Annotated in this window: 24 protein-coding genes; 3 read left to right on the plus strand and 21 right to left on the minus strand. The window is 41.1% G+C overall.

Annotated elements, in window-relative coordinates:
* Positions 1–20: 20 nt before the first annotated feature.
* The 15 genes from rpoS to cysJ all read right to left on the minus strand — a co-directional run bounded on the left by rpoS (position 21) and on the right by cysJ (position 15795).
* The gene (gene rpoS, locus PR725_RS11490) at positions 21–1007 is read right to left on the minus strand and encodes an RNA polymerase sigma factor RpoS (protein WP_102140104.1); all 987 of its coding nucleotides are present in this window, start codon (positions 1005–1007) and stop codon (positions 21–23) included.
* Positions 1008–1061: 54 nt separating this feature from the next.
* Positions 1062–2132 carry a murein hydrolase activator NlpD gene (gene nlpD / locus PR725_RS11495; protein ID WP_109912008.1) on the minus strand — a complete coding sequence of 357 codons (1071 nt, stop codon included), beginning with the start codon at positions 2130–2132 and terminating at the stop codon, positions 1062–1064.
* A gap of 307 nt (positions 2133–2439) precedes the next feature.
* Positions 2440–3066 carry a protein-L-isoaspartate(D-aspartate) O-methyltransferase gene (locus PR725_RS11500; RefSeq protein WP_004913875.1) on the minus strand — a complete coding sequence of 209 codons (627 nt, stop codon included), beginning with the start codon at positions 3064–3066 and terminating at the stop codon, positions 2440–2442.
* The gene (gene surE, locus PR725_RS11505; protein WP_198634965.1) at positions 3063–3824 is read right to left on the minus strand and encodes a 5'/3'-nucleotidase SurE; all 762 of its coding nucleotides are present in this window, start codon (positions 3822–3824) and stop codon (positions 3063–3065) included. The genes PR725_RS11500 and surE overlap by 4 nt, the downstream gene beginning before the upstream one ends.
* On the minus strand, positions 3802–4860 hold the full coding sequence (truD, locus tag PR725_RS11510; RefSeq protein ID WP_109912006.1) for a tRNA pseudouridine(13) synthase TruD: 1059 nt from the start codon (positions 4858–4860) through the stop codon (positions 3802–3804). Before truD ends, surE begins: the two co-directional genes overlap by 23 nt.
* A complete protein-coding gene (gene ispF / locus PR725_RS11515; RefSeq protein ID WP_004260732.1) occupies positions 4826–5338 on the minus strand; it encodes a 2-C-methyl-D-erythritol 2,4-cyclodiphosphate synthase in 513 nt (170 codons plus the stop codon). Before ispF ends, truD begins: the two co-directional genes overlap by 35 nt.
* A 9-nt stretch (positions 5339–5347) precedes the next feature.
* Positions 5348–6085: a 2-C-methyl-D-erythritol 4-phosphate cytidylyltransferase gene (gene ispD, locus PR725_RS11520; protein WP_004913881.1), complete on the minus strand. Its 738-nt coding sequence runs from the start codon at positions 6083–6085 to the stop codon at positions 5348–5350.
* Positions 6086–6152: 67 nt separating this feature from the next.
* Positions 6153–6440, minus strand: a complete 288-nt coding sequence (gene ftsB / locus PR725_RS11525) for a cell division protein FtsB (protein WP_004260736.1) — start codon at positions 6438–6440, stop codon at positions 6153–6155.
* A gap of 160 nt (positions 6441–6600) precedes the next feature.
* Positions 6601–7209: an adenylyl-sulfate kinase gene (gene cysC, locus PR725_RS11530; RefSeq protein WP_109912005.1), complete on the minus strand. Its 609-nt coding sequence runs from the start codon at positions 7207–7209 to the stop codon at positions 6601–6603.
* A gap of 5 nt (positions 7210–7214) precedes the next feature.
* Positions 7215–8657, minus strand: a complete 1443-nt coding sequence (gene cysN / locus PR725_RS11535) for a sulfate adenylyltransferase subunit CysN (RefSeq protein ID WP_109912004.1) — start codon at positions 8655–8657, stop codon at positions 7215–7217.
* Between the two features lie 36 nt (positions 8658–8693).
* Positions 8694–9602: a sulfate adenylyltransferase subunit CysD gene (gene cysD / locus PR725_RS11540; protein ID WP_004913887.1), complete on the minus strand. Its 909-nt coding sequence runs from the start codon at positions 9600–9602 to the stop codon at positions 8694–8696.
* Between the two features lie 13 nt (positions 9603–9615).
* On the minus strand, positions 9616–11028 hold the full coding sequence (gene cysG / locus PR725_RS11545) for a siroheme synthase CysG (RefSeq protein WP_110732229.1): 1413 nt from the start codon (positions 11026–11028) through the stop codon (positions 9616–9618).
* 497 nt (positions 11029–11525) lie between these two features.
* A complete protein-coding gene (gene cysH, locus PR725_RS11550) occupies positions 11526–12260 on the minus strand; it encodes a phosphoadenosine phosphosulfate reductase (RefSeq protein WP_110732230.1) in 735 nt (244 codons plus the stop codon).
* On the minus strand, positions 12257–13990 hold the full coding sequence (gene cysI, locus PR725_RS11555) for an assimilatory sulfite reductase (NADPH) hemoprotein subunit (protein WP_110732231.1): 1734 nt from the start codon (positions 13988–13990) through the stop codon (positions 12257–12259). Before cysI ends, cysH begins: the two co-directional genes overlap by 4 nt.
* The gene (gene cysJ / locus PR725_RS11560; protein WP_123382446.1) at positions 13990–15795 is read right to left on the minus strand and encodes an NADPH-dependent assimilatory sulfite reductase flavoprotein subunit; all 1806 of its coding nucleotides are present in this window, start codon (positions 15793–15795) and stop codon (positions 13990–13992) included. The genes cysI and cysJ overlap by 1 nt, the downstream gene beginning before the upstream one ends.
* 344 nt (positions 15796–16139) lie before the next feature.
* Between cysJ and queD the strand changes: the two genes are divergently transcribed.
* Together queD and PR725_RS11570 are read left to right on the plus strand one after the other, a co-directional pair.
* Positions 16140–16505, plus strand: coding sequence for a 6-carboxytetrahydropterin synthase QueD (queD, locus tag PR725_RS11565; protein ID WP_004913900.1), 366 nt, complete (start codon positions 16140–16142; stop codon positions 16503–16505).
* Positions 16506–16873: 368 nt separating this feature from the next.
* Complete coding sequence (locus PR725_RS11570; protein ID WP_004913904.1) at positions 16874–17491, plus strand: YagU family protein; 618 nt, start codon at positions 16874–16876, stop codon at positions 17489–17491.
* Between the two features lie 65 nt (positions 17492–17556).
* Here PR725_RS11570 and queE read toward each other — a convergent pair whose 3' ends face one another.
* Positions 17557–18228, minus strand: coding sequence for a 7-carboxy-7-deazaguanine synthase QueE (queE, locus tag PR725_RS11575; RefSeq protein ID WP_109911999.1), 672 nt, complete (start codon positions 18226–18228; stop codon positions 17557–17559).
* Positions 18229–18406: 178 nt separating this feature from the next.
* Between queE and PR725_RS11580 the strand changes: the two genes are divergently transcribed.
* Positions 18407–19774 carry an amino acid permease gene (locus PR725_RS11580; RefSeq protein WP_109911998.1) on the plus strand — a complete coding sequence of 456 codons (1368 nt, stop codon included), beginning with the start codon at positions 18407–18409 and terminating at the stop codon, positions 19772–19774.
* A gap of 76 nt (positions 19775–19850) precedes the next feature.
* Here the strand turns inward: PR725_RS11580 and megL are convergent, their stop codons facing one another.
* From megL to PR725_RS11605, 5 genes are all read right to left on the minus strand, one after another.
* Positions 19851–21053 carry a methionine gamma-lyase gene (gene megL, locus PR725_RS11585; RefSeq protein WP_117162669.1) on the minus strand — a complete coding sequence of 401 codons (1203 nt, stop codon included), beginning with the start codon at positions 21051–21053 and terminating at the stop codon, positions 19851–19853.
* Between the two features lie 15 nt (positions 21054–21068).
* On the minus strand, positions 21069–21461 hold the full coding sequence (locus PR725_RS11590; protein WP_004913913.1) for a hypothetical protein: 393 nt from the start codon (positions 21459–21461) through the stop codon (positions 21069–21071).
* A 13-nt stretch (positions 21462–21474) separates the two neighbouring features.
* Positions 21475–22662, minus strand: coding sequence for an NAD(P)/FAD-dependent oxidoreductase (locus tag PR725_RS11595; protein ID WP_123382448.1), 1188 nt, complete (start codon positions 22660–22662; stop codon positions 21475–21477).
* A 215-nt stretch (positions 22663–22877) separates the two neighbouring features.
* Positions 22878–23423 carry a DUF1287 domain-containing protein gene (locus tag PR725_RS11600; RefSeq protein WP_375372867.1) on the minus strand — a complete coding sequence of 182 codons (546 nt, stop codon included), beginning with the start codon at positions 23421–23423 and terminating at the stop codon, positions 22878–22880.
* Between the two features lie 95 nt (positions 23424–23518).
* Positions 23519–24310, minus strand: a complete 792-nt coding sequence (locus PR725_RS11605; protein WP_004913919.1) for an endonuclease/exonuclease/phosphatase family protein — start codon at positions 24308–24310, stop codon at positions 23519–23521.
* Positions 24311–24651: the final 341 nt, after the last annotated feature.

The raw sequence follows: 24651 nt of genomic DNA on the forward strand, positions 1-24651 counted from the left end.
TTAGCTATCTAATTAACACCTTACATATTAAATAGCGACTCTAGGGTCAACTCTTCACCATGTAAAATATCCTTTAATCGCTTTAAACCTTCAACTTGGATCTGGCGAACACGTTCTCTTGTTAACCCAATTTCACGGCCAACTTCTTCCAGAGTTTCAGCTTCATAGCCTAAAAGCCCAAAACGTCGTGCTAAAACCTCCCTCTGTTTTGGGTTCAATTCATATAACCACTTAACAATATTATCTTTTAAGTCATTATCTTGAATTGTATTTTCTGGACCTGAATCATTATCATCAGACAATACCTCAAGCAAAGATTTCTCTGAGTCCCCTGCAATTGGTGTATCAACAGATGTGATACGTTCATTTAAACGTAACATCCTACTGACATCTTCAACAGGTTTATCTAGCTGCTCAGCGATCTCTTCAGGGCTTGGCTCATGGTCCAACTTTTGGGCTAATTCACGTGCAGTACGAAGGTAAATATTGAGTTCTTTAACGATATGAATAGGAAGGCGAATAGTTCGAGTTTGGTTCATGATAGCGCGTTCGATCGTTTGACGGATCCACCACGTTGCATACGTTGAGAAGCGAAACCCTTTTTCAGGATCAAACTTTTCAACTGCGCGAATCAACCCAAGGTTCCCTTCTTCAATCAAATCGAGTAATGCAAGACCTCGATTATTATAACGACGTGATATTTTTACAACGAGACGGAGGTTGCTTTCTATCATACGCTGTCGTGATGCAATATCACCACGCAATGCACGTCTTGCATAGAAAACTTCTTCTTCTGCTGTAAGGAGTGGTGAGAACCCAATTTCACTAAGATAAATTTGAGTGGCATCCAGAACACGCTGATTTGTGTTCTGGAGTAAATCCATTTCGTCATCTAGCTCAGTAACCAGATCCTCTTCTTTAAACTGACTCTCGTCAAAAGTGTCATTTAAATTACTTTCATCGAGGTCATTATATAACTCGTTAACTTTCAGCGAACTTTGGCTCATCAGTGACTCCTACCCTAGATAATGCGGACAGAATGTCAAAGCACTCTGCCCAGTTTATCGTTGCGGCAAATAGCGCAACGGGTTTACTGATTTTCCCTTGTAACGAATTTCAAAGTGTAATCTAACTGAACTGGTTCCAGTACTACCCATAGTAGCTATTTTTTGACCTGCAGTGACGTCCTGCTGATCACGCACAAGCAATGTGTCATTGTGGGCATAAGCACTTAGGTAGTCATCGTTATGTTTTATAATTATTAGATTTCCGTATCCACGCAAAGCATTACCTGCGTAAACGACTTTTCCTGGCGCAGCAGCGAGCACAGCTTGACCACGAGAACCGGCTATGTCTACCCCTTTGTTCCCGCCTTGAGCGTCAGAGAAACCTTCAATCATTTTCCCATCAGCTGGCCAACGCCATTTTATTGACGAATTATTCGTGCTACTGACTGCGGTAGAAGCGGTTGTTGTCGAGGTTGTTGTTGTCGTTGAAACTTGCGTTGCAGGTTTCTTATTATTAGGCAACATTTTACCTGAGGTTTGACCACCACTATTTGCAGGATACTCATTAGTTGTTCGAAGATCAACCGCTTGCTGATGACTATTTGATGAATTTGCGGCTAATTGAGTGCTCGAGTTCACATTTGTGTTACCAATATTAATAACCTGTCCTACATTGAGGCTGTATGGTTCTGGAATATTGTTTCGCGATGCTAACTCACGGAAATCATTACCTGTTAAGTATGCAATATAGAATAGTGTGTCACCACGCTGAACCGTATAACTATTGCCACTATAGCTACCTTTTGGAATACTGCCATAGTCGCGGTTATAGACAATCCGCCCTTCACCATTGGTTGTTACCGGTGCTGAGCTACGACTTACAGGTTGTGTATTTGAATTATTCGATATATTAGGACGAGACGACGGCATTGCCGTGCTCATACCCGTATTTGGTGACGAGGCCGGTGTCGTCCTTTGCACCGTTTGCTGGCGAGACTGACTATCATTCACACTCGAAATAGGTGCTGCTGTATGATACGGTGTAGAACAACCAGCCAATAGCGCTCCGCTAAATGAAAAGATGACGGCCCATCGAATTCTGCTTATAGGGCTAACAATTTTCATGCTTCTTCTCCCGTGAAGAAAAATCTGACGTGACAATTCAAAACAATGTCAGCAATAGAGTTATCATAAAATATTTCACTTATTAAAGCAGAAATACAAAATAGTGAACAAGTTAAATATATTAAAAATATAATAAATTGAGAGTATGACCTAACGCTTTAAGCTATTCTCTCAAATTCAGTTGGGTAAAGTATCATATTTGGAATGGTTTTACTGCTATTTGAGTTAATGAAACCTTTGCAATGATATTTTATTTAAACCCATTATAAAAATAGTCAGGCTTTTATTAAATATCATTGCAAGTAGATTAAAGAAGATCACCCGCGATCAATGGGACAAAACGAACTTTTTCGATAACATTAGTATGGTAATCATTACCTCGTCGGGTAATTAGCTTTAGTGCTTGTTCTTTATCACCGACAGGTAGAACCATTCGCCCACCATCTTTTAATTGCCCTAATAGTAGAGTTGGTATTTCTGTTGGTGCTGCAGTAACAATGATGGCATCAAAGGGGCCTTTTGATTGCCAACCTTCCCAACCATCACCATGACGAGTTGAAACATTGTGTAAATCAAGTTGCTTCAAGCGCCGTTTAGCCGCCCATTGCAAGCTCTTCACCCGCTCAACAGAAAAAACGTGCTTAACCAAGTGAGCCAATACTGCGGTTTGATACCCTGAACCAGTTCCTATCTCAAGAACGTGATCATCCGGTGCTAAAGCCAATAGCGCTGTCATTTTAGCAACAATATAGGGCTGTGAAATAGTTTGCCCATGACCAATAGGTAATGGGATATTGTCATAGGCTTTATGGGAGAGCGCTTCATCCACAAACCGTTCCCGAGGAACAAGTGAAATGGCATCTAATAGGCGCTCATCGTGAATTCCCTGTTGGCGTAATTGAGCCAAAAGTTCTTTCATGAGCCCTGTTTTCATTGTACTGACACTCCTGATTTTTCGAGCCACTCTTCCACTAGTGAGTGTGCTTTATAAGCGGTTAGGTCAACTTGTAATGGCGTAATTGAAACGTACCCATTTTGTACAGCCTCAAAATCCGTTCCCGGACTGGCATCACGGATCTCCCCAACTGGCCCTAGCCAATACAATGTATTCCCTTTTGGGTCCTCTAAGCTATACACCTCAGAAGCGGCATGACGACTGCCACAGCGAGTGACTTTGATACCTTTAATTTCTTCGTACGGGATATCCGGTACATTTATATTTAAGATATTCCCTGCACGCAATGGGTTCTTCTGTAAGAGCGCAAGAATATCGCATGTCACTTTCGCCGCACTTTCATAATGCGTTTCGCCATCTAACGATACCGCAATTGAAGGTAAACCTAAATGACGACCTTCAGTTGCTGCTGCAACAGTACCTGAATAAATAACATCATCCCCTAAATTAGGGCCACAGTTAATACCAGAGACAACAATATCAGGACGTGGACGTACTACTCTATTAACTCCAATATAGACACAATCTGTTGGCGTTCCCTCTTGTACAGCAAGATCACCATTACTTAGCGTTTGAATTTTAAGTGGTTTATCTAATGTTAATGCATTAGAAGCCCCACTACGATTGCGATCAGGCGCAATCACCTGAACATGATAATATTGGCGTAGCGCTGCCGCGAGGGTTTGAATCCCGGGCGCATTTACCCCATCGTCATTACTCAATAAAATCTTTAGCATCGACATTATCCTGCCCATTTTGATTAATAATTTCTCTCACAACACTGGTTGCAAAACAACCTGAGTTTAAGAAAAAATTCAGTTTTACCGTCGAGTCGTCCAACCATTCCCACTGTAAGTTTTTAGGTTTAGTTATCACCGCTCGTCTAGCTGGAGAAACTCGTTCACGCTGCATTAAAGAGATAAAGGGTTGATAATCCGCTAAACACTGAGTTTCAAATGCCAGTGCTTCATCCTGAGTTCCCAACTCCCCATCACCCGGTAATGGCGCGGTAATGCTTAATTCGTTGGACTCTAGGCGAGGTTGCAATGTAGCAAACTCATCTTGTGTCGCGACAAACCAACTTCCTCTACCGGTTAATTGCAATGCGTCTCCCAACATCACGTGTTGAGCGGTATTATTTGCAATACGTTCGCTTGCCACATGGTTAAACATTGCACTACGAGCAGCTGAAAGATAGAAGCTACGCTTGTTGCGTTCACGTACGTTGGTTTCTTGGTTTGCCCAACGTAACGCTTGCGTTAAATTTTGTCCATCACGCCCAAAACGTTGTTCACCAAAGTAATTAGGCACCCCTGTTAATGCAACTTTCTGTAAACGCTGTTCAACATCTTTTGCATCCGAAATATCACGCAACGTTATTTCAAACTGGTTTCCTTTCAAGGAACCAATACGTAATTTGCGTTTTTGCCGAGTAACAGCCAGTATTCGGCAGCCTTCGAGTTGCCAAGTCGAAAAAACAGGTGTTTCTTTACCCGGCATTTGCAGGCAAAACCACTGCTCTGTCACTGCATGCCTATCTTTTAAACCTGCGTAACTGACAGCTCTCGCTGAAATTTTAGCAAATTTTGCTAGTTGTTCAGCAACAAACACGGTATTACAGCCTGTTTTTTCCACACGAACCATAACATGTTCGCCTTCGCCATCTAGCTCAAAGCCTAAATCTTCTTTGACGATAAAATCTTCAGGGACACTTTTTAACGTGCCAGAAGATAATGGCTTACCATGCAGGTACTGAACATTCATTACTTTCATTACTATTATCTTTTATTAAAAGAACAACCGCAGCACAGGCAATGCCTTCTTTACGCCCCACAAAACCGAGTTGCTCTGTTGTGGTCGCTTTCGCATTCACATCATCCATGTGGCACTCAAGATCTTCGGCAATATTCACACGCATCTGAGCGATATGAGGCAACATTTTTGGCGCCTGAGCCATGATAGTAATATCAATGTTACCAATGCGATACCCTTTGGCACGCACATGGCAAAATGCGTCTCTCAATAAGACTCGGCTATCCGCCCCTTTATATGCAGGGTCCGTATCAGGGAATAATTTACCAATATCCCCCAGTGCAGCAGCGCCGAGAATTGCATCGGTTAACGCGTGTAAGACCACATCACCGTCAGAATGCGCGAGCAAACCTTGTTCATAAGGGATACGCACGCCACCGATGATGATAGGGCCTTCGCCACCAAATTTGTGTACGTCAAAACCGTGTCCGATTCTCATTTTTTTTCCTTAGTTGTTCATTCTTGAAAGATAAAATTCCGCTAAAGTGAGGTCTTCTGGGCGCGTCACTTTTAAATTATCAGCGCGGCCAGCAACTAACACAGGTTGGTGGCCGCAATATTCTAGCGCAGAAGCTTCATCGGTGATCACTGCGTTTTCTTTCAAGGCTTTACTTAGACAATCCCGTAATAATATTAACGGAAAAAATTGTGGTGTAAGGGCATGCCATAACGCTTCACGTTCAACGGTATGGTCAATTAATTGGTTGGCTGTTGAACTACGTTTCATGGTATCACGCACTGGGGCAGCGAGGATCCCACCACAACAATTTTGTTCCGCTGCTAATTGAATAATTTCATTTAAATCTGATTGATGAAGGCAGGGACGCGCTGCATCGTGCACTAATACCCAGCAATCTGAAAATTGGGGATTAGCAATTAAAAAATCCAGTCCCGCTAATACTGAATCGGCGCGTTCTTTGCCACCAATAACCGTCGTCACTCGAGGGTCATTAGAAATTTCAAGTTGTTGAAAATAATCATCTTCCGCACTCAACGCAACCACAATTTCTTGCACTTTATCATTTTCTAGCAATGCGCTGATGGTGTGCTCAATGATTGTTTTACCTGCAACCTGCAAGTATTGTTTTGGGCACTCTGCATTCATACGGCTACCTACCCCAGCAGCAGGAATCAGTGCAACAATTCGCGGAAGATTATTTTGTGGGGCATGGTTTGGATTTGTCATTGTTGAATTCTTACATCAGAAATTATCAGGCTAATGGGTATACTATTTTGACATCATATTATTGTGTCTATTTCTGGTTATTACTTTCTTTAACCATTCGATAAAATGACTCTCCAGGTTTGATCATCCCAAGCTCTGTTCGGGCTCGTTCTTCAATCGCATCTTGGCCATCATTTAAGTCGTTGATTTCAGCGAATAGCTGTTCATTACGCATTTTTAAGCGCGAATTTACAATTTCCTGAGCGGCGACATCATCTTTGACTTGTACGTAGTCATGTATGCCATTTTTGCCTAACCATAAGGAATACTGTAACCAAGCTAATATCGCAATTAATAGTAGCGTTAATTTACCCATCTTGCCCCCTGAAATGATTTGCTAATCATCCCATAACTCAACGATTGACGCTACTGTGATACTAAAATTGTGCTAAAAAGTCAGATTAAGTCGGGTTTGAATACGCAAAATACCGCCTTATTTTACCATCAGATAAAATAAAGGAGGTATTTAAGCTGTATTAATAATCTAGCTGAATGACATGATTGCGCAATAAAAGCGCAATGATTTGGGAAAGGGAATCCGAAATGGGTTGTTGTCCATCCAGATGCAGCTCAGGGTTTTGAGGTATTTCATAAGGGGAATCAATCCCCGTGAATTGTTTTATTTTTCCTTCCCGTGCTTGTTGATATAACCCCTTGGGGTCTCGCTGTTCACAAATACTTACGGGGGTATCCACGTACAACTCAAAAAATTGCTCAGGTTCAAATAAATCACGAACTTTTTGTCTATCCGCTTGGAAAGGCGAAATAAATGCGGTCGCAACAATTAACCCTGCATCAACCATTAACTTCGCCACCTCCCCCACTCGACGAATATTTTCTTGCCTATCGGCCTCATTAAACCCTAAATCACGGCATAAACCATGGCGAATATTATCGCCATCCAATAAATAGGTTTTCATTCCCATGGACGTCAATTGGTGCTCTATTGCCCCTGCTAATGTCGATTTCCCAGAACCTGATAACCCGGTGAACCACAACACAGCACCTTTATGGCCATTATTACTTTCACGTAATTGGCGAGTTACTTGATGTTGGTGCCAAACAATATGGTTTTCTTTTGTCATCCGTATTATTTCCCACCCAATACATCACGCGCACCCCAATGTGGGAAATGGCGGCGTACTAATTTGTTTAGCTCAATTTCAAATTCACTAAAATCACTGGGTTGATCAAAAACAGGGGCTTGTGTTTCGCGGACTAAACCCGCGCCAACCGTCACATTTGTGAGCCTATCAATAAAAATCATTCCACCAGTGTCTGCATTGCGTTGGTAGTTTTCCAGTAACAATGGCTCATCAAAGGAAAACTCGACTAAACCAATCCCATTCAACGGCAGCTCTGTCGCTACTTTCTGGGTTAAATTATTGATATCAACTTGGTATTGAATATTTTCTACTTTTGCTCGACTGCGTTTTCCCGCAATTTTAATATCAAGTTGTTGGCCTTGAACTAATGGCTGTTCAGACATCCACACGACATCGACAGAAGCATGCTGCGTCGTTTGTAAGGTTTCATCTTGTGCAACAATTAAGTCGCCACGACTAATATCAATTTCATCCTCAAGTACTAATGTAATCGCTTCCCCCGGTATAGCAAAATCTTGTTCCCCTGAAAAAGTCACAATTTCTTTAATTGCTGAAGTGGCGCCTGATGGCAACACTTTGACCTTTTGACCCACTTCCACGATCCCTGCTGATAATGTCCCGCTGTATCCGCGAAAGTCTAAATTTGGGCGGTTCACATATTGCACAGGGAAACGCAAAGCTTGCTCCGAAGCTTTTTGTTCCACTTGAACATTTTCTAATATCGATAATAGCGTATCACCTTGATACCACTTAAAATTATCGCTAGCATTTACAATATTATCGCCATCTAGGGCTGAGATCGGTACAAACCAGACCGTTAAATCCACAGGCAACTCCATTGCAAACTTTTGGTAATCCTGCTTTATTTTTTCAAAAATGGCTTCACTGTAATCCACCAGATCCATTTTATTGACGGCAACAATAAGATGGCGGATCCCAAGCAATGTACTAATAAAACTATGGCGACGCGTTTGTTCCTGTACCCCTTTTCGAGCATCGATCAACAAAATAGAAAGTGAGCAAGTTGATGCCCCTGTCGCCATATTGCGCGTATATTGCTCATGGCCGGGGGTGTCCGCAATAATAAATTTGCGCTTTTCTGTTGAAAAATAACGATAAGCCACATCGATGGTGATCCCCTGCTCACGTTCAGCAGCAAGGCCATCCACCAGCAGAGCAAGGTCAAGTTTTTCCCCTTGAGTCCCTATCCGCTTACTATCACTTTGCAAAGTTGACAGTTGGTCTTGGTAAATTTGGCGAGTATCATGCAGCAAACGGCCGATTAAGGTACTTTTACCATCATCCACATTACCGCAGGTTAAAAAGCGTAATAATCCTTTATGTTGCTGCGCCAATAAATAAGGTTCTACACCACCTTGCTGTTCAATTTGATGAGCGATTGATTCATTATAAACGGCTTGTGCCATGATTTTTCTCCTGACTTTGCGTATTAACCTTGCCCACTAAAAATAACCTTGGCGCTTTTTCAACTCCATCGAAGCGGATTGGTCGCTATCAATCAGCCGCCCCTGTCGCTCACTCGTCGTAGAAATCAACATTTCTTCTATAATCTCAGGCAGCGTTTGTGCTTCTGATGGCACAGCTCCCGTCAGTGGCCAACAACCTAATGTTCTAAAACGCACTTTTTGCTGACTAATGACTTCACCCGCTTGTAGGTCAATACGGTTATCATCCACCATTAACAAAGTACCGTCCCGCTGAATAACTGGCCGTTCTTTTGCAAAATACAGGGGAACAATATCGATGTTTTCCAAATAGATATATTGCCAAATATCGAGTTCTGTCCAATTTGATAGTGGGAAAACACGAATACTTTCCCCTTTATTGACCTGCCCATTATAGTTATGCCACAGCTCAGGCCGCTGGTTTTTAGGGTCCCAACGATGAGATCGGTCACGAAAAGAGTAGATCCGCTCTTTTGCGCGTGATTTCTCTTCATCACGACGAGCACCGCCAAATGCAGCATCAAAACCATATTTATCCAAAGCCTGCTTTAAGCCTTCAGTTTTCATAATATCGGTGTGCTTAGCACTGCCATGTACAAACGGGTTGATCCCCAGCTTTTCTCCTTCAGGGTTACGATGAACAAGTAGCTCAAAACCGTATTTTTCTGCTGTTGCATCACGAAACTCGTACATTTCACGAAATTTCCACCCCGTATCAACATGTAAGAGAGGAAATGGCAGTTTTCCCGGATAAAATGCCTTGCGTGCTAAATGGAGCATCACAGAGGAATCTTTACCAATAGAGTACAGCATGACTGGGTTAGCAAATTCGGCGGCAACTTCACGAATAATATGAATACTTTCTGCCTCTAACTGCTGTAAATGAGTCAATTTTTTGTCGTTCACGATAGCCCCTTACTTAAGCCAGTTCCAATACGGCACTGCGCCATCTGATGTCTTCGGTTTGAGAACCAAACCACGCGAGTTGTTGGTGCAATGCAGCTACTTCACCAACCACTATCAAAGCAGGAGCGGGTGCCTGCTGTGCTAATACTTCAAGCTCGTTTAATTTGCCAGTCACTACTTTTTGTTCACGCCGAGTGCCACAGCCGATAACAGCAACAGGGGTATTTTCAGCACGGCCGAATTGAATCAACTGTTCGCTGATTTTCGCGGCCTTTACGGTGCCCATATAGATAGCTAGCGTTTGGTTCCCTCGAGCAAGCGCCTGCCAATCAAGTTCCATTCCATTTTCACGACAATGACCTGTAATAAACGTAATACTCTGTGAATGCTCTCGGTGAGTCAGCGGAACCCCCGCGTAAGCGGCTGCACCAATCGCCGCTGTTACACCAGGAACCACTTGAAATGGGATCCCCGCTTGTGCCGCAACTTGTAGCTCTTCTCCCCCTCGCCCAAACACAAAAGGATCACCACCTTTCAGGCGCACCACTTTTTTACCTTGTTGAGCAAATTTCACGATCAAAGCATTGGTTTCTTCTTGGGAAACACTGTGATTTCCTGCGCGTTTCCCAACACAAATTTTGTCAGCATCGCGACGAACTAGTTCGAGTATTTCTTCACTCACCAGATGGTCATACAAAACCACCTCTGCACTTTGTAAAACTCGCAACCCTTTTAACGTCAGTAGCCCCGCATCTCCCGGACCGGCACCGACTAAGGTTAATTCGCCATGGTTATCAGGTTCATACAATTGACGTTCCAATTGTTGTTCCGCTTCACTGAATTGCCCTTTTTCAACTAGCGAAGCAAAACGTCCACTGAAACTTTTTTCCCAGAAGCGCTTCCTTTCACGCATACTCGTTAGTGTTTCTTTGACTTTATGACGCCAGCGGCCGGCTATTTCTGCCATCTTTCCCAAGGAAGTTGGTAGCATCGTTTCCAGTTTTTCTCTAAGTAAACGAGCCAAAACAGGTGCCGTCCCTCCTGAAGAGATCGCCACAATCACCGGGGAACGATCAATAATAGAAGGTACAATAAATGAACATAACGGCTGGTCATCAACCACGTTAACGAATACTTTCCGTTCATTAGCGTCATAGAAAACGGTTTCATTCAGTAATGCATCATCTGTTGCTGCGATAACTAAAAAAGCATCATCTAAATGAATGGATTGGTAATCTTCAGCTAACCAAACAAATTTATTTTGTTGGTGCTCCGCTTGTAACTGTGTACATAACGTCGGTGAGATGATCACTAAGTCAGCTTGTGCTTTTATTAGCAATTCTGCTTTTCGTGCTGCGACAACACCGCCGCCAATTAACACGACCTTTCGCGTGCGGACATCGACAAATAATGGTAAATAATCCATCTTGCTCACCCATCGTTATATAAACTGATTATAAGAAATATAAAATTGACTATATGGCTTCAAACAATAGGTTTGAAATGACAAAAAGCTCTTTCTTGTAACTGAAAGGAATAAGCCAAATAATCATCACAACCCTGATAGAAAATCGATAAATACAAATAAAAAATAAAACTTAGATTAAATTTAACAAGTTAACTAATTACTGATTTAATTTAATAATTAGCTTGAAATACTTTTTTAAATACAAAAGTATTCCTTTGTAATTAAACAAATATTTTATTTATTTAGTTATTATTTGCTTATATTCAATACCCTAAATAATTCGAGTTGCATGTAGACAACAACGCTGCGGCTTGAATTATGACTAAATTAATACTCTAAATAATTCACGTTGCAGCTAGGCGGCAAGTAAATGAGTCACTAGGAGCATACACCAGTATGTGACTAGTGCGAATGCACGTAGCCAACAACGCTGCGGCTTGAATTATGACGAGTATTTAGTTTTCATGCAGCCCGCATTCACGCTTTAATCCAAAAAAACGAGTATCTTCTTCATTCATTCCCTCTTCCCATTTGCGAGTTGTATGGGTATCACCAACCGATAAATACCCTTGCTCCCACAGAGGATGATAGGGTAAATCATATTTTGTTAGATATTCATAAACTTGCTTATTATTCCAATCAATCACTGGTAAAACTTTAAAAATGCCTTTTCCGATACCTAGCACAGACAAATTTGCGCGGCTTGCTGATTGCTCTCGCCGTAAACCTGAAAACCAAGTTTGTGCCTGTAATTCATGTAACGCGCGCTCCATTGGCTCAACTTTATTCAATTGGTTATAACGCTCAATACCATCAAGCCCTTGCGTCCAAAGTTGACCATATAGCGCTTCTTGCCAAGCAGGTGACTGCTTTGCTCGATACACCTGTAAATTTAAATTCAACTTATCTGTTAACGCCTCAATAAATTGATAGGTCTCTGGGAACAAATAACCGGTATCCGTTAAAATAACTGGGATATTTGGCACAATTTGCGTCACCATATGCAATGTTAGTGCCGCTTGGATACCAAAGCTGGAAGACAACACAAACTCTGCGGGTAAATATTCAATCGCCCACTCAACCCGTTGCAATGCATTCATAGCTTCTAACTGGGAATTAAACTCCGCGAGATAAGCGACTTGTTGGGGCTTATCGAGTGCGGTGAGTGTTGCTAGCTCAAGTCGACTCATACCGCCTCCTTTACCTCATAAAAATCGATGGCTGAATTCAATACCGGTTTTACGACATTGGTGCGAATAAGAAAATCGCCAAACCCTTCGTCAGGCAAGCGTGCCTTTGCCCAGTCACCGATTAATTCATCTAAAATGGTTAGAATTTCCGCACTGCTAATATTTTCACGATACATGCGTGGAATACGAGTACCAATGCGATTTCCACCTAAATGTAAGTTATATCTATCAATAGCTTTACCGACCAGCCCAACCTCTGCCAACATCGCTCGCCCACAGCCATTAGGGCAACCCGTTATCCGCAAAACGATATGTTCATTGGCCACTTGATGAGAGGCCATAATACTTTCCACCTGACTAATAAATTCAGGTAAAAAGCGTTCGGCTTCCGCCATCGCGAGCGGGCAAGTTGGAAATGATACACAAGCCATGGAGTTTTCACGTTGCGCCGTTATGTCATCACTCATTAACCCATGAGATCTGGCAATCGCTTCAATTGCCGCTTTTTCACTTTCAGGCACCCCCGCGACAATTAAGTTTTGGTTTGCCGTTAAACGAAAATCACCTTGATGAATACGCGCAATTTCGGCCACACCGGTTTTTAATGGCTTATTTTCTAAATCAATTAATCGACCATTTTCAATAAACAATGTTAAGTGCCAGCGATTATCAATCCCTTTGAGCCAGCCAATTTTGTCACCACGTTCAGTGAATTGATAAGGCCGAATGGGCTCAAAAGTTACACCAGAGCGCCTTTCGACCTCTGCTTTGAAAGTATCGACTCCTACACGTTCAAGGGTATATTTGGTTTTTGCATTTTTACGTTCAGTTCGATTGCCCCAATCCCGTTGAGTGGTGACTATCGCTTCTGCAATGGCTAATGTTTTGTCTAATGGAATAAACCCAAACTCACTGGCTAAGCGAGGAAATGTTGCGGTATCCCCATGAGTCATAGCAAGGCCACCGCCCACCAACACGTTAAAACCGATCAACTCACCGTTTTGGGCAATTGCAACAAAGTTCATATCATTTGCATGCAAGTCCACATCATTTAGTGGTGGGATCACGACTGAGGTTTTAAATTTTCGTGGCAAATAAGTTTGCCCTAAAATTGGCTCTTCATCCGTTGTCACTATCTTTTCTTTATCTAACCAAATTTCCGCGTAAGCACTAGTGCGCGGTAATAAATGTTCAGATATTTTCTTTGCCCATTCATAGGCTTGTTGGTGCAATTCGGATTGCACAGGGTTAGAAGTGCATAACACGTTACGGTTAACATCATTCGCCGTTGCAAGGGCATCTAAACCAACATGACTTAGCATTTGATGGGCAGGCTTTACATCCCCTTTGAGGATGCCATGAAACTGAAATGTTTGCCGATTCGTAATACGCACACTGCCATACAGCGTGTGCTCCGTGGCAAACTTATCAATATCAAGCCATTGCTTGGGCGTAATTATGCCGCCCGGCAAACGACAACGCAGCATCATTGCATGGCGAGGTTCGAGTTTTTGTTCCGCCCGCTCGGCACGAATATCACGGTCATCTTGTTGATACATCCCGTGAAAACGAATCAACAGGAAATTATCACCCTCAAAACCTCCCGTTAACCCATTTTTTAAGTCATCCTTAATGGTTCCACGTAAGTAATTACTGTCTTGCTTCATGCGTTCACTGTCAGCAAGTTTACCTTCGACAATTAAGGGCTTTTGTTGTTGTTCATTGCTCATTAATAAACATCCCTCTGATAACGGCGCATTACGCGCAGCTCACTTAAAAATTCATCAGCTTCTTCACTATCCATGTTCCCGTATTGACTGACGATATCTAATAATACCTGTTCGACATCTTTGGCCATCCGGTTTGCATCACCACATACATAGATGTGCGCACCTTCTTGTAACCATTGCCATACTTCTTCACCTTCTTCGCGAAGTTTATCTTGTACATAGATTTTTTCTTGCTGGTCGCGGGACCATGCTAATGAAATATGGGTTAATAAACCGTCTTTGACATAGCGCTGCCATTCCACCTGGTAGAGAAAGTCGTCAACAAAATGTGGGTTACCAAAAAATAACCAGTTTTTCCCTGTCGCACCGTCATTATCACGCTGCTGTAAGAAAGCACGAAATGGCGCGATCCCGGTGCCAGGGCCAATCATGATCACAGGCGTATTTGGGTCTTGTGGAAGACGGAAGTTATCATTGTGTTCAATGAATATGCGAAGTTCATCATCCTCATTTAAGCGGTCAGCTAAGAAACCTGATGCACCACCAGTACGTGCCTTACCATCAATCTCATAGCGGACAACCCCAACCGTTGCATGAACTTCATTTTCTACCTCAGATTGGGAAGAAGAAATCGAGTACAAACGAGGGGTTAGCGGACGCAGTAGGTCAACAAATTCTTGGGCAGTAGGCTGAGATGCCGCTTGGCGTACCATATCTACGATTGGCGTATTTTGTGCGTAGTGCAAAATAGCGGCTTTATCGCTAATCAATGACAACAACGCATCATCTTTTGACAACTGAGCATATTTTTCAACAATTACTGGGGTATTTTGTGTCAGTTCTAATTGATAAATTAGTGCATCGCGTAGTGAATGGCGCTGTGAACCAATAAAGACTTCTTCGTCACCTTGCAACCACAACAAAGCCACCAGCTCATCAACTAAAGCAGGGTCATTATCGAACCAAACACCTAGCGCGTCACCAGGTTGATAACGTAAACCAGAGTCACCGAGATCAATTTCAATATGGCGAACATCTTTATGCGAGTCTCGACTGGTGATCTTTTGATTACTCAGAAGAGACGCTGTTAATGGCGCAGTTTTACTATAAGGTGATGAATGAATTTCATTCACACTTCCTGTTTGAGTCGCCAATAATTGGCTATCACTTTGAGCAGGAACGCGAGCTTTTAAAATTTGTGTGAGGTTTTCAACCCACTCACTCGCAATCGCTTGATACTCAACATCGGCATCAATTCGCTCGGTTAACGATATAGCCCCTAATGATGCAAGTCGCGAATCGAAATCTTTACCTGCTTGGCAAAATTTTTCGTAAGAGGAATCCCCCAGTGCGAAAACCGCATAGCTGGTCTGTGATAAATTAGGCGCTTTTTTAGAATGAAGGTATTTATACAATGCAACTGCTTCTTCGGCGGGCTCCCCTTCACCCTGCGTTGACGCTACAATAACCAACACTTTCTCTTGGTTGATTTGCTTGAATTTATAATCCCCTGCATTTACTAAATTCACACTAATTTTTTCAGCAACCAAGCGCTCTCTGAGCTGCTCTGATAGGCGACGTGCATTTCCTGTCTGTGATGCTGAGATAATTGTGATAGTGTCTTGCGTAACTGCAGGCGTACTGACCGATGCATCAACTTGCGTATTTTGATTTACCACTCCCCACAAATACCCAGAAAGCCATGCGAGTTGATGAGATGAAAAATCATCAACGGCCGTCTGTAAACGTGTTAATTGCTCAACAGATATTGGCAGCGCCGCTAATGGCGGCTGTTTTTTTGTCATTATCTTGTAACCCCAGCGTTATTCATCTTTGATTTAAAAAAACGATGCCATGTCATTACCCCAGAAAAGACCGACAACCTAACATCTGCTCATTCCCCCAAATAATTAGGGTAATAAAGCAAAAAATACCGCAGTACCTGAAACATATAGGGTATGCCGTTAGGTTATAACAACCCTAGATAATGGGATAAGAAACGATAGCCATAATTAATAACTAAAAAGCCTAAAGCAATTAACTGATGGATCATATTGATAAAAGCGGTTAACGCTATTTTAGTAATTAAAGATATTTTCACCTAAAAATGCAGTACAATACGCTGTTTATTCACAACAAGGAGCCACATATGAGCACAACAATCTATAAAGATTTCACTTTCGAAGCCGCCCACAAACTTCCTCATGTACCAGAGGGTCATAAGTGTGGCCGACTCCATGGCCATTCTTTCATGGTGCGTTTAGAAATCACCGGTGAAGTCGACTCACATAGTGGTTGGATTATTGATTTCTCCGATGTAAAAGCCGCTTTTAAGCCTATTTGGGAACGCTTAGACCATCACTATTTAAATGATATAGAAGGGTTAGAAAACCCAACTAGTGAGGTGTTAGCCCAGTGGATTTGGCAACAAACTAAGCCTTTACTACCATTATTAAGTGCGGTTACTGTAAAAGAAACCTGCAATGCAGGCTGCGTCTATCGCGGGGAAGCTTAAAAGTTAATGCGCTAAAAAAGTCATATAACATAGGGATACACGCTCCTCAGACCGCTGACTTAGCGGCAAGCCTAATAGGTTTTGAACATAAATGAGGGGCTAAATCCCTATATCCTCACTTTCGACTCATCACCCATCACTCATCACCAATATCAATGCCCAACGCTGTATAGAAAGCTTCCTGACTGCCTTTTACAGGCTAAATCCTAAAGATCCATACGTTATTAAGGTCGAGATTAAGGCAATAAATCAGTGGCTGATATTCCCCCCTTAACATTAAGGATATAAAAACATTTATTTGACATAGTGCATCAAATTATAACCTGATCTATTATTTATCATTATTTACTTTTAATAAGGCAGGGAAAATGAATCTATTTCAACAAACACCTAAGTCCAGAAGGCGCTATGGGCTGGCAGCATTTATCGGTTTAATTGCAGGTATTGTCTCTTCGTTTGTCAAGTGGGGCGCTGAAGTTCCATTACCCCCAAGAAGTCCAACGGATATGTTTAATGCCGCTTGTTCACCTGAAACACTGATTCGTGCAGCAGAACAAATTGACTGCTCACGCAATTTCCTCAATCCACCTTATATTTTCTTAAGAGATTGGTTAGGAATTGCAGATCCTAACTCTGCAGTTTATACCTTTGCTGGGCACGTTTTTAACTCTGTGGGTGTTACTCACATCATATTTTCTATCGTGTTTGCGGTCGGGTATTGCATTGTTGCTGAAATATTCCCTAAAATTAAGCTATGGCAAGGGTTGTTAGCAGGTGCACTGGCGCAATTATTTGTCCACATGATTTCATTCCCTCTAATGGGGCTCACCCCTCCACTTTTCGACCTGCCATGGTATGAGAATGTGTCAGAAATATTTGGTCATTTAATTTGGTTTTGGTCTATTGAAATTATTCGCCGTGACTTACGTAACCGTATTACTCACGAGCCAGATCCTGAAGTACCATTAAACCAACCATTTAGATAATTTAAAGACCCCCAATAAGCGTTTTCAAACTATTGGGGGTTACTGCTAGGTTATCGCTATTTTTATTATTGAATATCCAAATACTTATGTGTCTGAATCGATAACCGCCAGTTACGTTGAATGCAGGTTGCAATACACAATTTTGTTGCTGCCGCCTTTTGGCTAATTGGCTGCAATGCCACTGATGGAGAGGGCTCGACAGTACGTAATGCTAAAATTTTCTCAAGAGCCTCAATATCTTTTTCGCGAGCAACAGGATGCTTAATTTCATTAGCACGATTTACTGCTTGGCTGATCACCTGTAACCCTCCTTTCATACCGACTTTTGGTGATACGGTAACCCATGTGTTATCTGTGCATTGAATAGGGTATGTGCCGCTAGTTTCAATTTGGCATTGATATCCGTGTTGTTCTAATATCCCAGTCAGTGGCTGTAAATCATAAATACAAGGCTCACCGCCGGTAATAACAATATGCTGTGCGCTGAAGTGTTTTTCTTTCATTAATTGAATCAATGCCTCACCGCTTGCCATGGCCCATAAATCTGAATCAATCGTTTTAAGTGCGATATCCCCTAGGGTCGATTCTTTATCTTGTTCTTTTTCCCATGTTTGTTTGGTATCACACCAGCTACATCCAACTGGGCAGCCCTGTAAACGAATAAACACAGCAGGAACACCAGTAAAAACCCCCTCTCCCTGAATGGTTTGGAAAATTTCATTAATTGGGTATTTCATATCACTCCTAAAATAGTTAGCTAAGCACGCATTATATTGCAGATATCTATCTCACGAACAAGGAAGTTTGTGATAATGTAGCCACCTTAGGGTTCAATAAAGTACGTCCGACTGAATAAACAATACCGAAAGCATATTCGGAACAACATATCGAACGAAGAAAAAGACAGGAAAAGACATGCAAAGTAGTGAACAAAATCAACTCAGAAAGGGGCTGAGTGTTCGGCACATTCGCTTTATGGCTCTAGGGTCAGCGATTGGTACCGGCTTATTTTATGGTTCTGCTTCTGCCATTCAAGCGGCAGGTCCAGCAGTTTTACTCGCTTATATGGTCGGTGGTGCCGCTGTATTTATGGTCATGCGAGCCTTAGGCGAGATGGCAGTGCATCACCCAGTACCCGGTTCATTCTCTCACTACGCTAGCCATTACATGGGCCCCCTCGCTGGTTTTTTGACTGGCTGGAACTACGTATTTGAAATGTTAGTCGTGTGCTTGGCTGATATTACCGCTTTCGGGATGTACATGGGGTTCTGGTTTCCACATGTTGACCAATGGGTATGGGTATTAAGTATCGTGCTATTTATTGGTGCGCTCAATTTATGCCATGTTAAAATTTTCGGTGAAATGGAATTTTGGCTGTCTATCGTGAAAGTCTCCGCAATCATCGCAATGATTGTTGGTGGTACCTTCTTAATGTTCTACGGTTTCGGCCAAGAAACTGACCATGCGGTGGGTATCCAAAATCTCTGGGAACACGGTGGCTTTATGCCTAACGGTATTGAAGGTGTTATTGCATCCTTAGCTATCGTAATGTTCGCCTTTGGGGGTATCGAAGTGATCGGTATTACCGCCAGTGAAGCACAAAATCCAGAAAAAACTATTCCTAAAGCAATCAATGCAGTACCCATTCGTATTTTATTATTCTATGGGTTAACACTTTTTATTCTGATGTGCATCTATCCGTGGAATCAAATTGGTCAGAATGGCAGCCCATTCGTCCAAATTTTTGATAGCTTAGGTATTCAATCAGCGGCAAATATCTTAAATATCGTGGTGATCACAGCAGCCGTCTCAGCTATCAATAGTGATATTTTTGGTGCTGGTCGTATGATGTATGGTATGGCTCAAGACAAGCAGGCACCAAAAGTCTTTACCAAGTTAACGAAAAGTGGGGTGCCTTGGGTCACTGTGATGGTGATGTCCGTGGTAATGTTACTCGGCGTGTATTTGAACTACCTACTTCCAGAAAAAATCTTTGTGATTATTGCATCAATCGCAACCTTTGCAACTGTTTGGGTCTGGTTAATGATCCTACTTTCTCATGTCGCAATGCGTCGCCAAATGAGCGCTGAAGAAGTTAAAAAACTCAAATTCCCAGTTCCATTTTGGCCGATTGGCCCTGCAATTACTATTGCATTTATGGTCTTTGTTATCGCGCTACTTGGCTTCTTTAAAGATACACAAGTTGCCCTTCTCGTCGGGTTTGCATGGGTCGCTATATTGAGCGTCACCTTCTTTGTCATGCGTAAATTTCAAAAATCTTAATCGACTAAAGTATTCGTAAAGTGAATTTAGGCCCTATATTTATATGATATAGGGCCTTTTGTTACCTATTGTGGTATCAAATGAGCGCTTGCTTAATATCGGCAATCAAATCATTAGCGCTTTCTAACCCAACTGATAAACGAATAAGCCCATCACTAATCCCATACTGTTTTCGTTCCTCAGCAGTGTAAGTAGAATGGGTCATACTTGCAGGGTGCTGAGCCAATGACTCACAATCACCTAAGCTAACCGCACAAGAAAATAGCTGTAGACGGTTCAGAAACTGCTTACCCGCCTCAAGGCCCCCTTTAAGTTCAAAAGCAATCATTCCCCCGGGTAGCTTCATCTGCTTTTGAGCTAATGAGTATTGCGGAAAACTCGGTAAACCTGGATACATAACCTGAGAAACTTCAGATAACGAAGCCAAATATTCTGCAACTTTCTGTGCATTTTTAACCACCCTTTCCATTCTGATTGGCAGTGTTTTCATTCCTCGCAATATCAGGTTTGCATCATGAGGGGATAAACATGCTCCAGTCATATCTTTCAGGCCAACCAATCTGATTTGCTTCGCTAATTCCTCAGTTGTTATAACAGCGCCAGCCATCACATCACCATGCCCATTCATATATTTCGTTAATGAATGAACAACGATATCCGCCCCAAGCTCAAGTGGTTTTTGAATGTAAGGAGTACAATAGGTATTATCTACTGTCACCAATATTTCTTGGTTATTTGCAAGGTTATATTGATGAACGATATTACTCACAGCATTAATATCAACTAAGCGCATATTTGGGTTTGCAGGTGACTCGAAAAATATCATCTTTGTTTTTTCAGTGAGTTCCTGTGCCACATTATTTGGGTCACTCATATCAATGTGACGAACTTTGACACCAAATTTAGCTAACCCATGATGAAAGAATGCATATGTACAGCCATAAACCGTCATATCAACTAACAGCTCATCTCCTGGGCTTAGTAAGGTCCAAAGAGTCGATGTTATTGCCCCCATCCCTGAAGAAAATACAATTGCTGCATTTCCCTCTTCTAAATCAGCAAGCCGCTTTTCCAACAAACTTAATGTTGGGTTATTTATTCGTGTATAAATATACCCATCCGATTCACCGCTAAAACAAGCGGCACCTTCTTCAACACTATCAAATACGTAAGTTGACGTTTGATAAATAGGAGAAGCGAGTGATCCTAAATTTTCGGCTGCATCATAGTAATTATGTATCACACGCGTATCAAAAGAATACAATTTATCTAATATCATACCACCTCCGAAATATTATCCCTCTTGGGGGGAAGACAATCGAGAACCCATTATTTGCAAGGTTCGTAAAACGGTACTAATTCCACGTAATGTATTTGGATCTTTTAATAAAGCATACACCGAACGAAAATTTGGATTTTTACTATTATATATTTCCTCCATTTTAGCCATATTATATGCAGTGCCGAATTCCCAGACTGGCGCTAGAGTATCCTCAAATGAGTTTGCCAGTTTTTCTACCGTGCTATTATCAGTAATGTCAATAAGGTCAGAAATTAGAGAAAGTAAATCAACAATATTATCTAAACGATTCAATTGTAATAGCGGTGCTAATTTGTCTGCGAAATGATCACCCGACTCAGAATTAAGAAGTTCAACTAGTTTACTTTGATTTTCATTATTAGACATTTTGATTTCCTCCTTAAACTAAGCCACGAATAGCAGCCCAATAAATACCTCTATTAAAGCCATTTCTTAGTAATCCCCCTAATTTAGTCGGAGGCGTAGGAATAACATCGTGTTTATAATCGTATTGTAAAGGCATCCCTGCCGTTAATCCCATTTGAGCAACAGCTTGAACTCGCCCATCATAGATAGCTGCGGGATAACCATAAATTAATTCTCCGCAGATATTATCAGCTATAATTGCAGCCTGATTATGGCAACTTCCACCTGCTTTACTGATCGGTAAATCAACAGTATCACCTATAACATAAACACCATCTACACCATAAACTTGCATAGTTTCGTGATCAGTTGGCAGCCATCCTTCACCATTATTATGCTCACTTAATCCGGTATTAATAACTGCCTCAACCGCGGTAATTGGCGGAGTACTGATCAATAAGTCGAAATTTTGCTCATCACCTTCTTTCGAATAAGCTATTTTTTTATCTGGATCAACTTTATCTAAAGTAAACCCTCTCTGAGCTTTAATATTTTTAGCAGTAAATACTTCAGGAATAACTTCACAAACAGGTTGTTGCATGAATAAACAGTTACGCAATAATTGTGAAACTGTTGGATAGGTATAAACGATTTCAATACTATCCCTAACTCGACGTTTACGTAAAAATTCATCAATCATTAAAGTTGTTTCCATCGGTGCGATACCACACTGATGGGGTACATTTGGCGTTTCAGGGAATGATACCGTAATAAAAATTCGACCTTTTTCAATCTTAGCCAATTGGTCAGCTAGCTTTCTCGATGCATCATAAGCATAAAAATGGTTACCAATATCCTTTAAACCTTCAATGCGCTCAGGTTTCGGCACGCAACCTGTCGCAATAACAAGAAAATCATAATTATATTTTTTTCCATCCTTTGAGTTTAGCGCTTTATTTTTAAAATCAAAGGACTCAATTTTATCAATGGCTAACTCTATTTCAGGTCTTAGCAATTCTCTTTCAGGGCGACTCAGTTCATCCTTAAAAAATAAATTAAAAGCAACATACATAAATGCAGGTTTATAATAATGGATTGGATTATCAGTAATTAATGTTATTTTTATTTTCTTCGAAAAAATTTCTTTACTCAATTTTCTGGCAAGTGTATTCGCTAGCATCGTTCCACCAGTCCCACCGCCTACAATAATTATATTTTTCATTACATTAACCACCGTATATATAATTAATTAAGTTTTATACGCTATGCCTACCAGTTATAAATATAGCCCATGGAAAATTAATTCCAATACAATAATTAGGGTATAGTTTAAAAAACAACAAATAAAACTAATCACTTATATATATATAACCTGACGAATAAGTTAATTATGGAAATTATAATTATGAGAATTATATTACATAAAAACAATTTCATTTAATAAGAATAATGTCCAACAATATCCCAACGAAATAAAACATCTTCAGCAACTTGGCCATATCCTATATTGTGCATAACTAAATAACTTTGTGTACTTGGTGACTTTATCGAAGTTACAACACCGATATGTGGCCGACCATTATCTAAACGCCATGAGACAATATCGCCAGGTACATAATCACTGGCACTCTTTGAAATAGGCTTATTTTTCCCTTTACGTGAAAAAAAAGCCTCTAAATTAGGCACGCGACGATGATCAATATTTGTATCTGGCTTACGTAATCCCCATATACGTTGGCTGGGATATTGGCTAAAGTTTGCTTTCATGTCTTCATGTACTAATTTTTGTAAATCAATACCAATTTTTCGGTAGCTTCGTATAACTACATCAGAACAAACACCATATTGTTCGGGCACATCACCATTTGGATAAGAAATTTGTCGATAAGATGAGTCATAAATAACTAAACGAGGCAACTGTTCAGCATGTTTTGCCAACAATAAGCTAGACCCATTAGCTATTTGTGCAAAAAAGAAAAGAATGTATAAAAACGATGATTTCAATCTGATATTCCCTATAAAAGTAGTTCATCGAATCTACAATTAAATACGAGGGAAAATAAGGGAGATAATCTTAATTACTTAGAAAGCGTAAATTTGGTCATAATAGGGTTATGATCAGAAGCATCTGTTGGTAGTACAATGCTGTTTTTAACCTTCAATCCACGATAAAATACGTAATCTAAAGGGCGCCCAAAGGCCTTAGTACGGTAATCATCATTAAATGCAATTTCTTTTAAACCAACACTACGAATAAACCGTTTTAATGCATTTACTCGTTGCCTGCTCCATGCATTAAAATCACCCGCAAGGATCACTGGGCCAACATGTTTAGCAATATGAATTCCCAGCTTACTTAATTGCCGAGTATAAACATCCACACCAAAGCTGAAGTTAATTGCATGCACATTTGCTACCATCAAGTGTTTTCCATTTGGTAACGGATAAACCGTAATCAGTGCAGATTTAGCTAGCCGTAAAAGTGGCTCTTTTTCTCGTAAAGGACAGCAGTATATCGGATGTGAAGCTGCAAGAGTCATCACTCCAGCAGGGTGAGGCGAGAAAGGTAATGCAGGTACTTGATCAGCGATTAATTTATGTGATGCCGCAAAAGATATTAGCTCAGGTGACATTTGAGCCTCTTGCAGCAAGATTAGTTTTCTATCTTTCACTAATTCGTTAAGGGTGTGTTTCCAATTTGGACGTTGCTGTTTGTAAATATTCCATGTAACCACATCAAGAGTTTCACCCGCTGCAAACAGTGGTAAACCGATTGGAAGTGATTCACCTAACATATGAACAGGCATCGGCTGAATACGTTTAGCGGGCTCACCTGCAATATACCGAACAGAATAGGTTCTTTTCGCCAAATTTGAAGTCCCTATATCACAGAAAAATAATGAAAATTTTATACTTTTTGATTAGTTACTATAGGTAGTATATCAAATTTGAGATGTTATAGCTTATCAAATTTAACACAACCACTAACTTACCCATAAGGCCTTTAAGTTTTACACTAAAACTATAAAATGGATAATATTGAATTAGTGGCTATTCATACCACTTACCTTCTTTTATCCTCACCCTCTAAATAATACGTGAGTTGTTACTCACTACTTTATATCGTGAGCTGCCATTGACGGTAGTTATATTCATGACTAATGACCCTACGAAGAGGAATAATATCAACAATAAATTAGTTTCCCCCTAA

The sequence above is a fragment of the Providencia sp. PROV255 genome (genome assembly GCF_028478065.1).
Classification (GTDB): Bacteria; Pseudomonadota; Gammaproteobacteria; order Enterobacterales; family Enterobacteriaceae; genus Providencia; species Providencia rettgeri.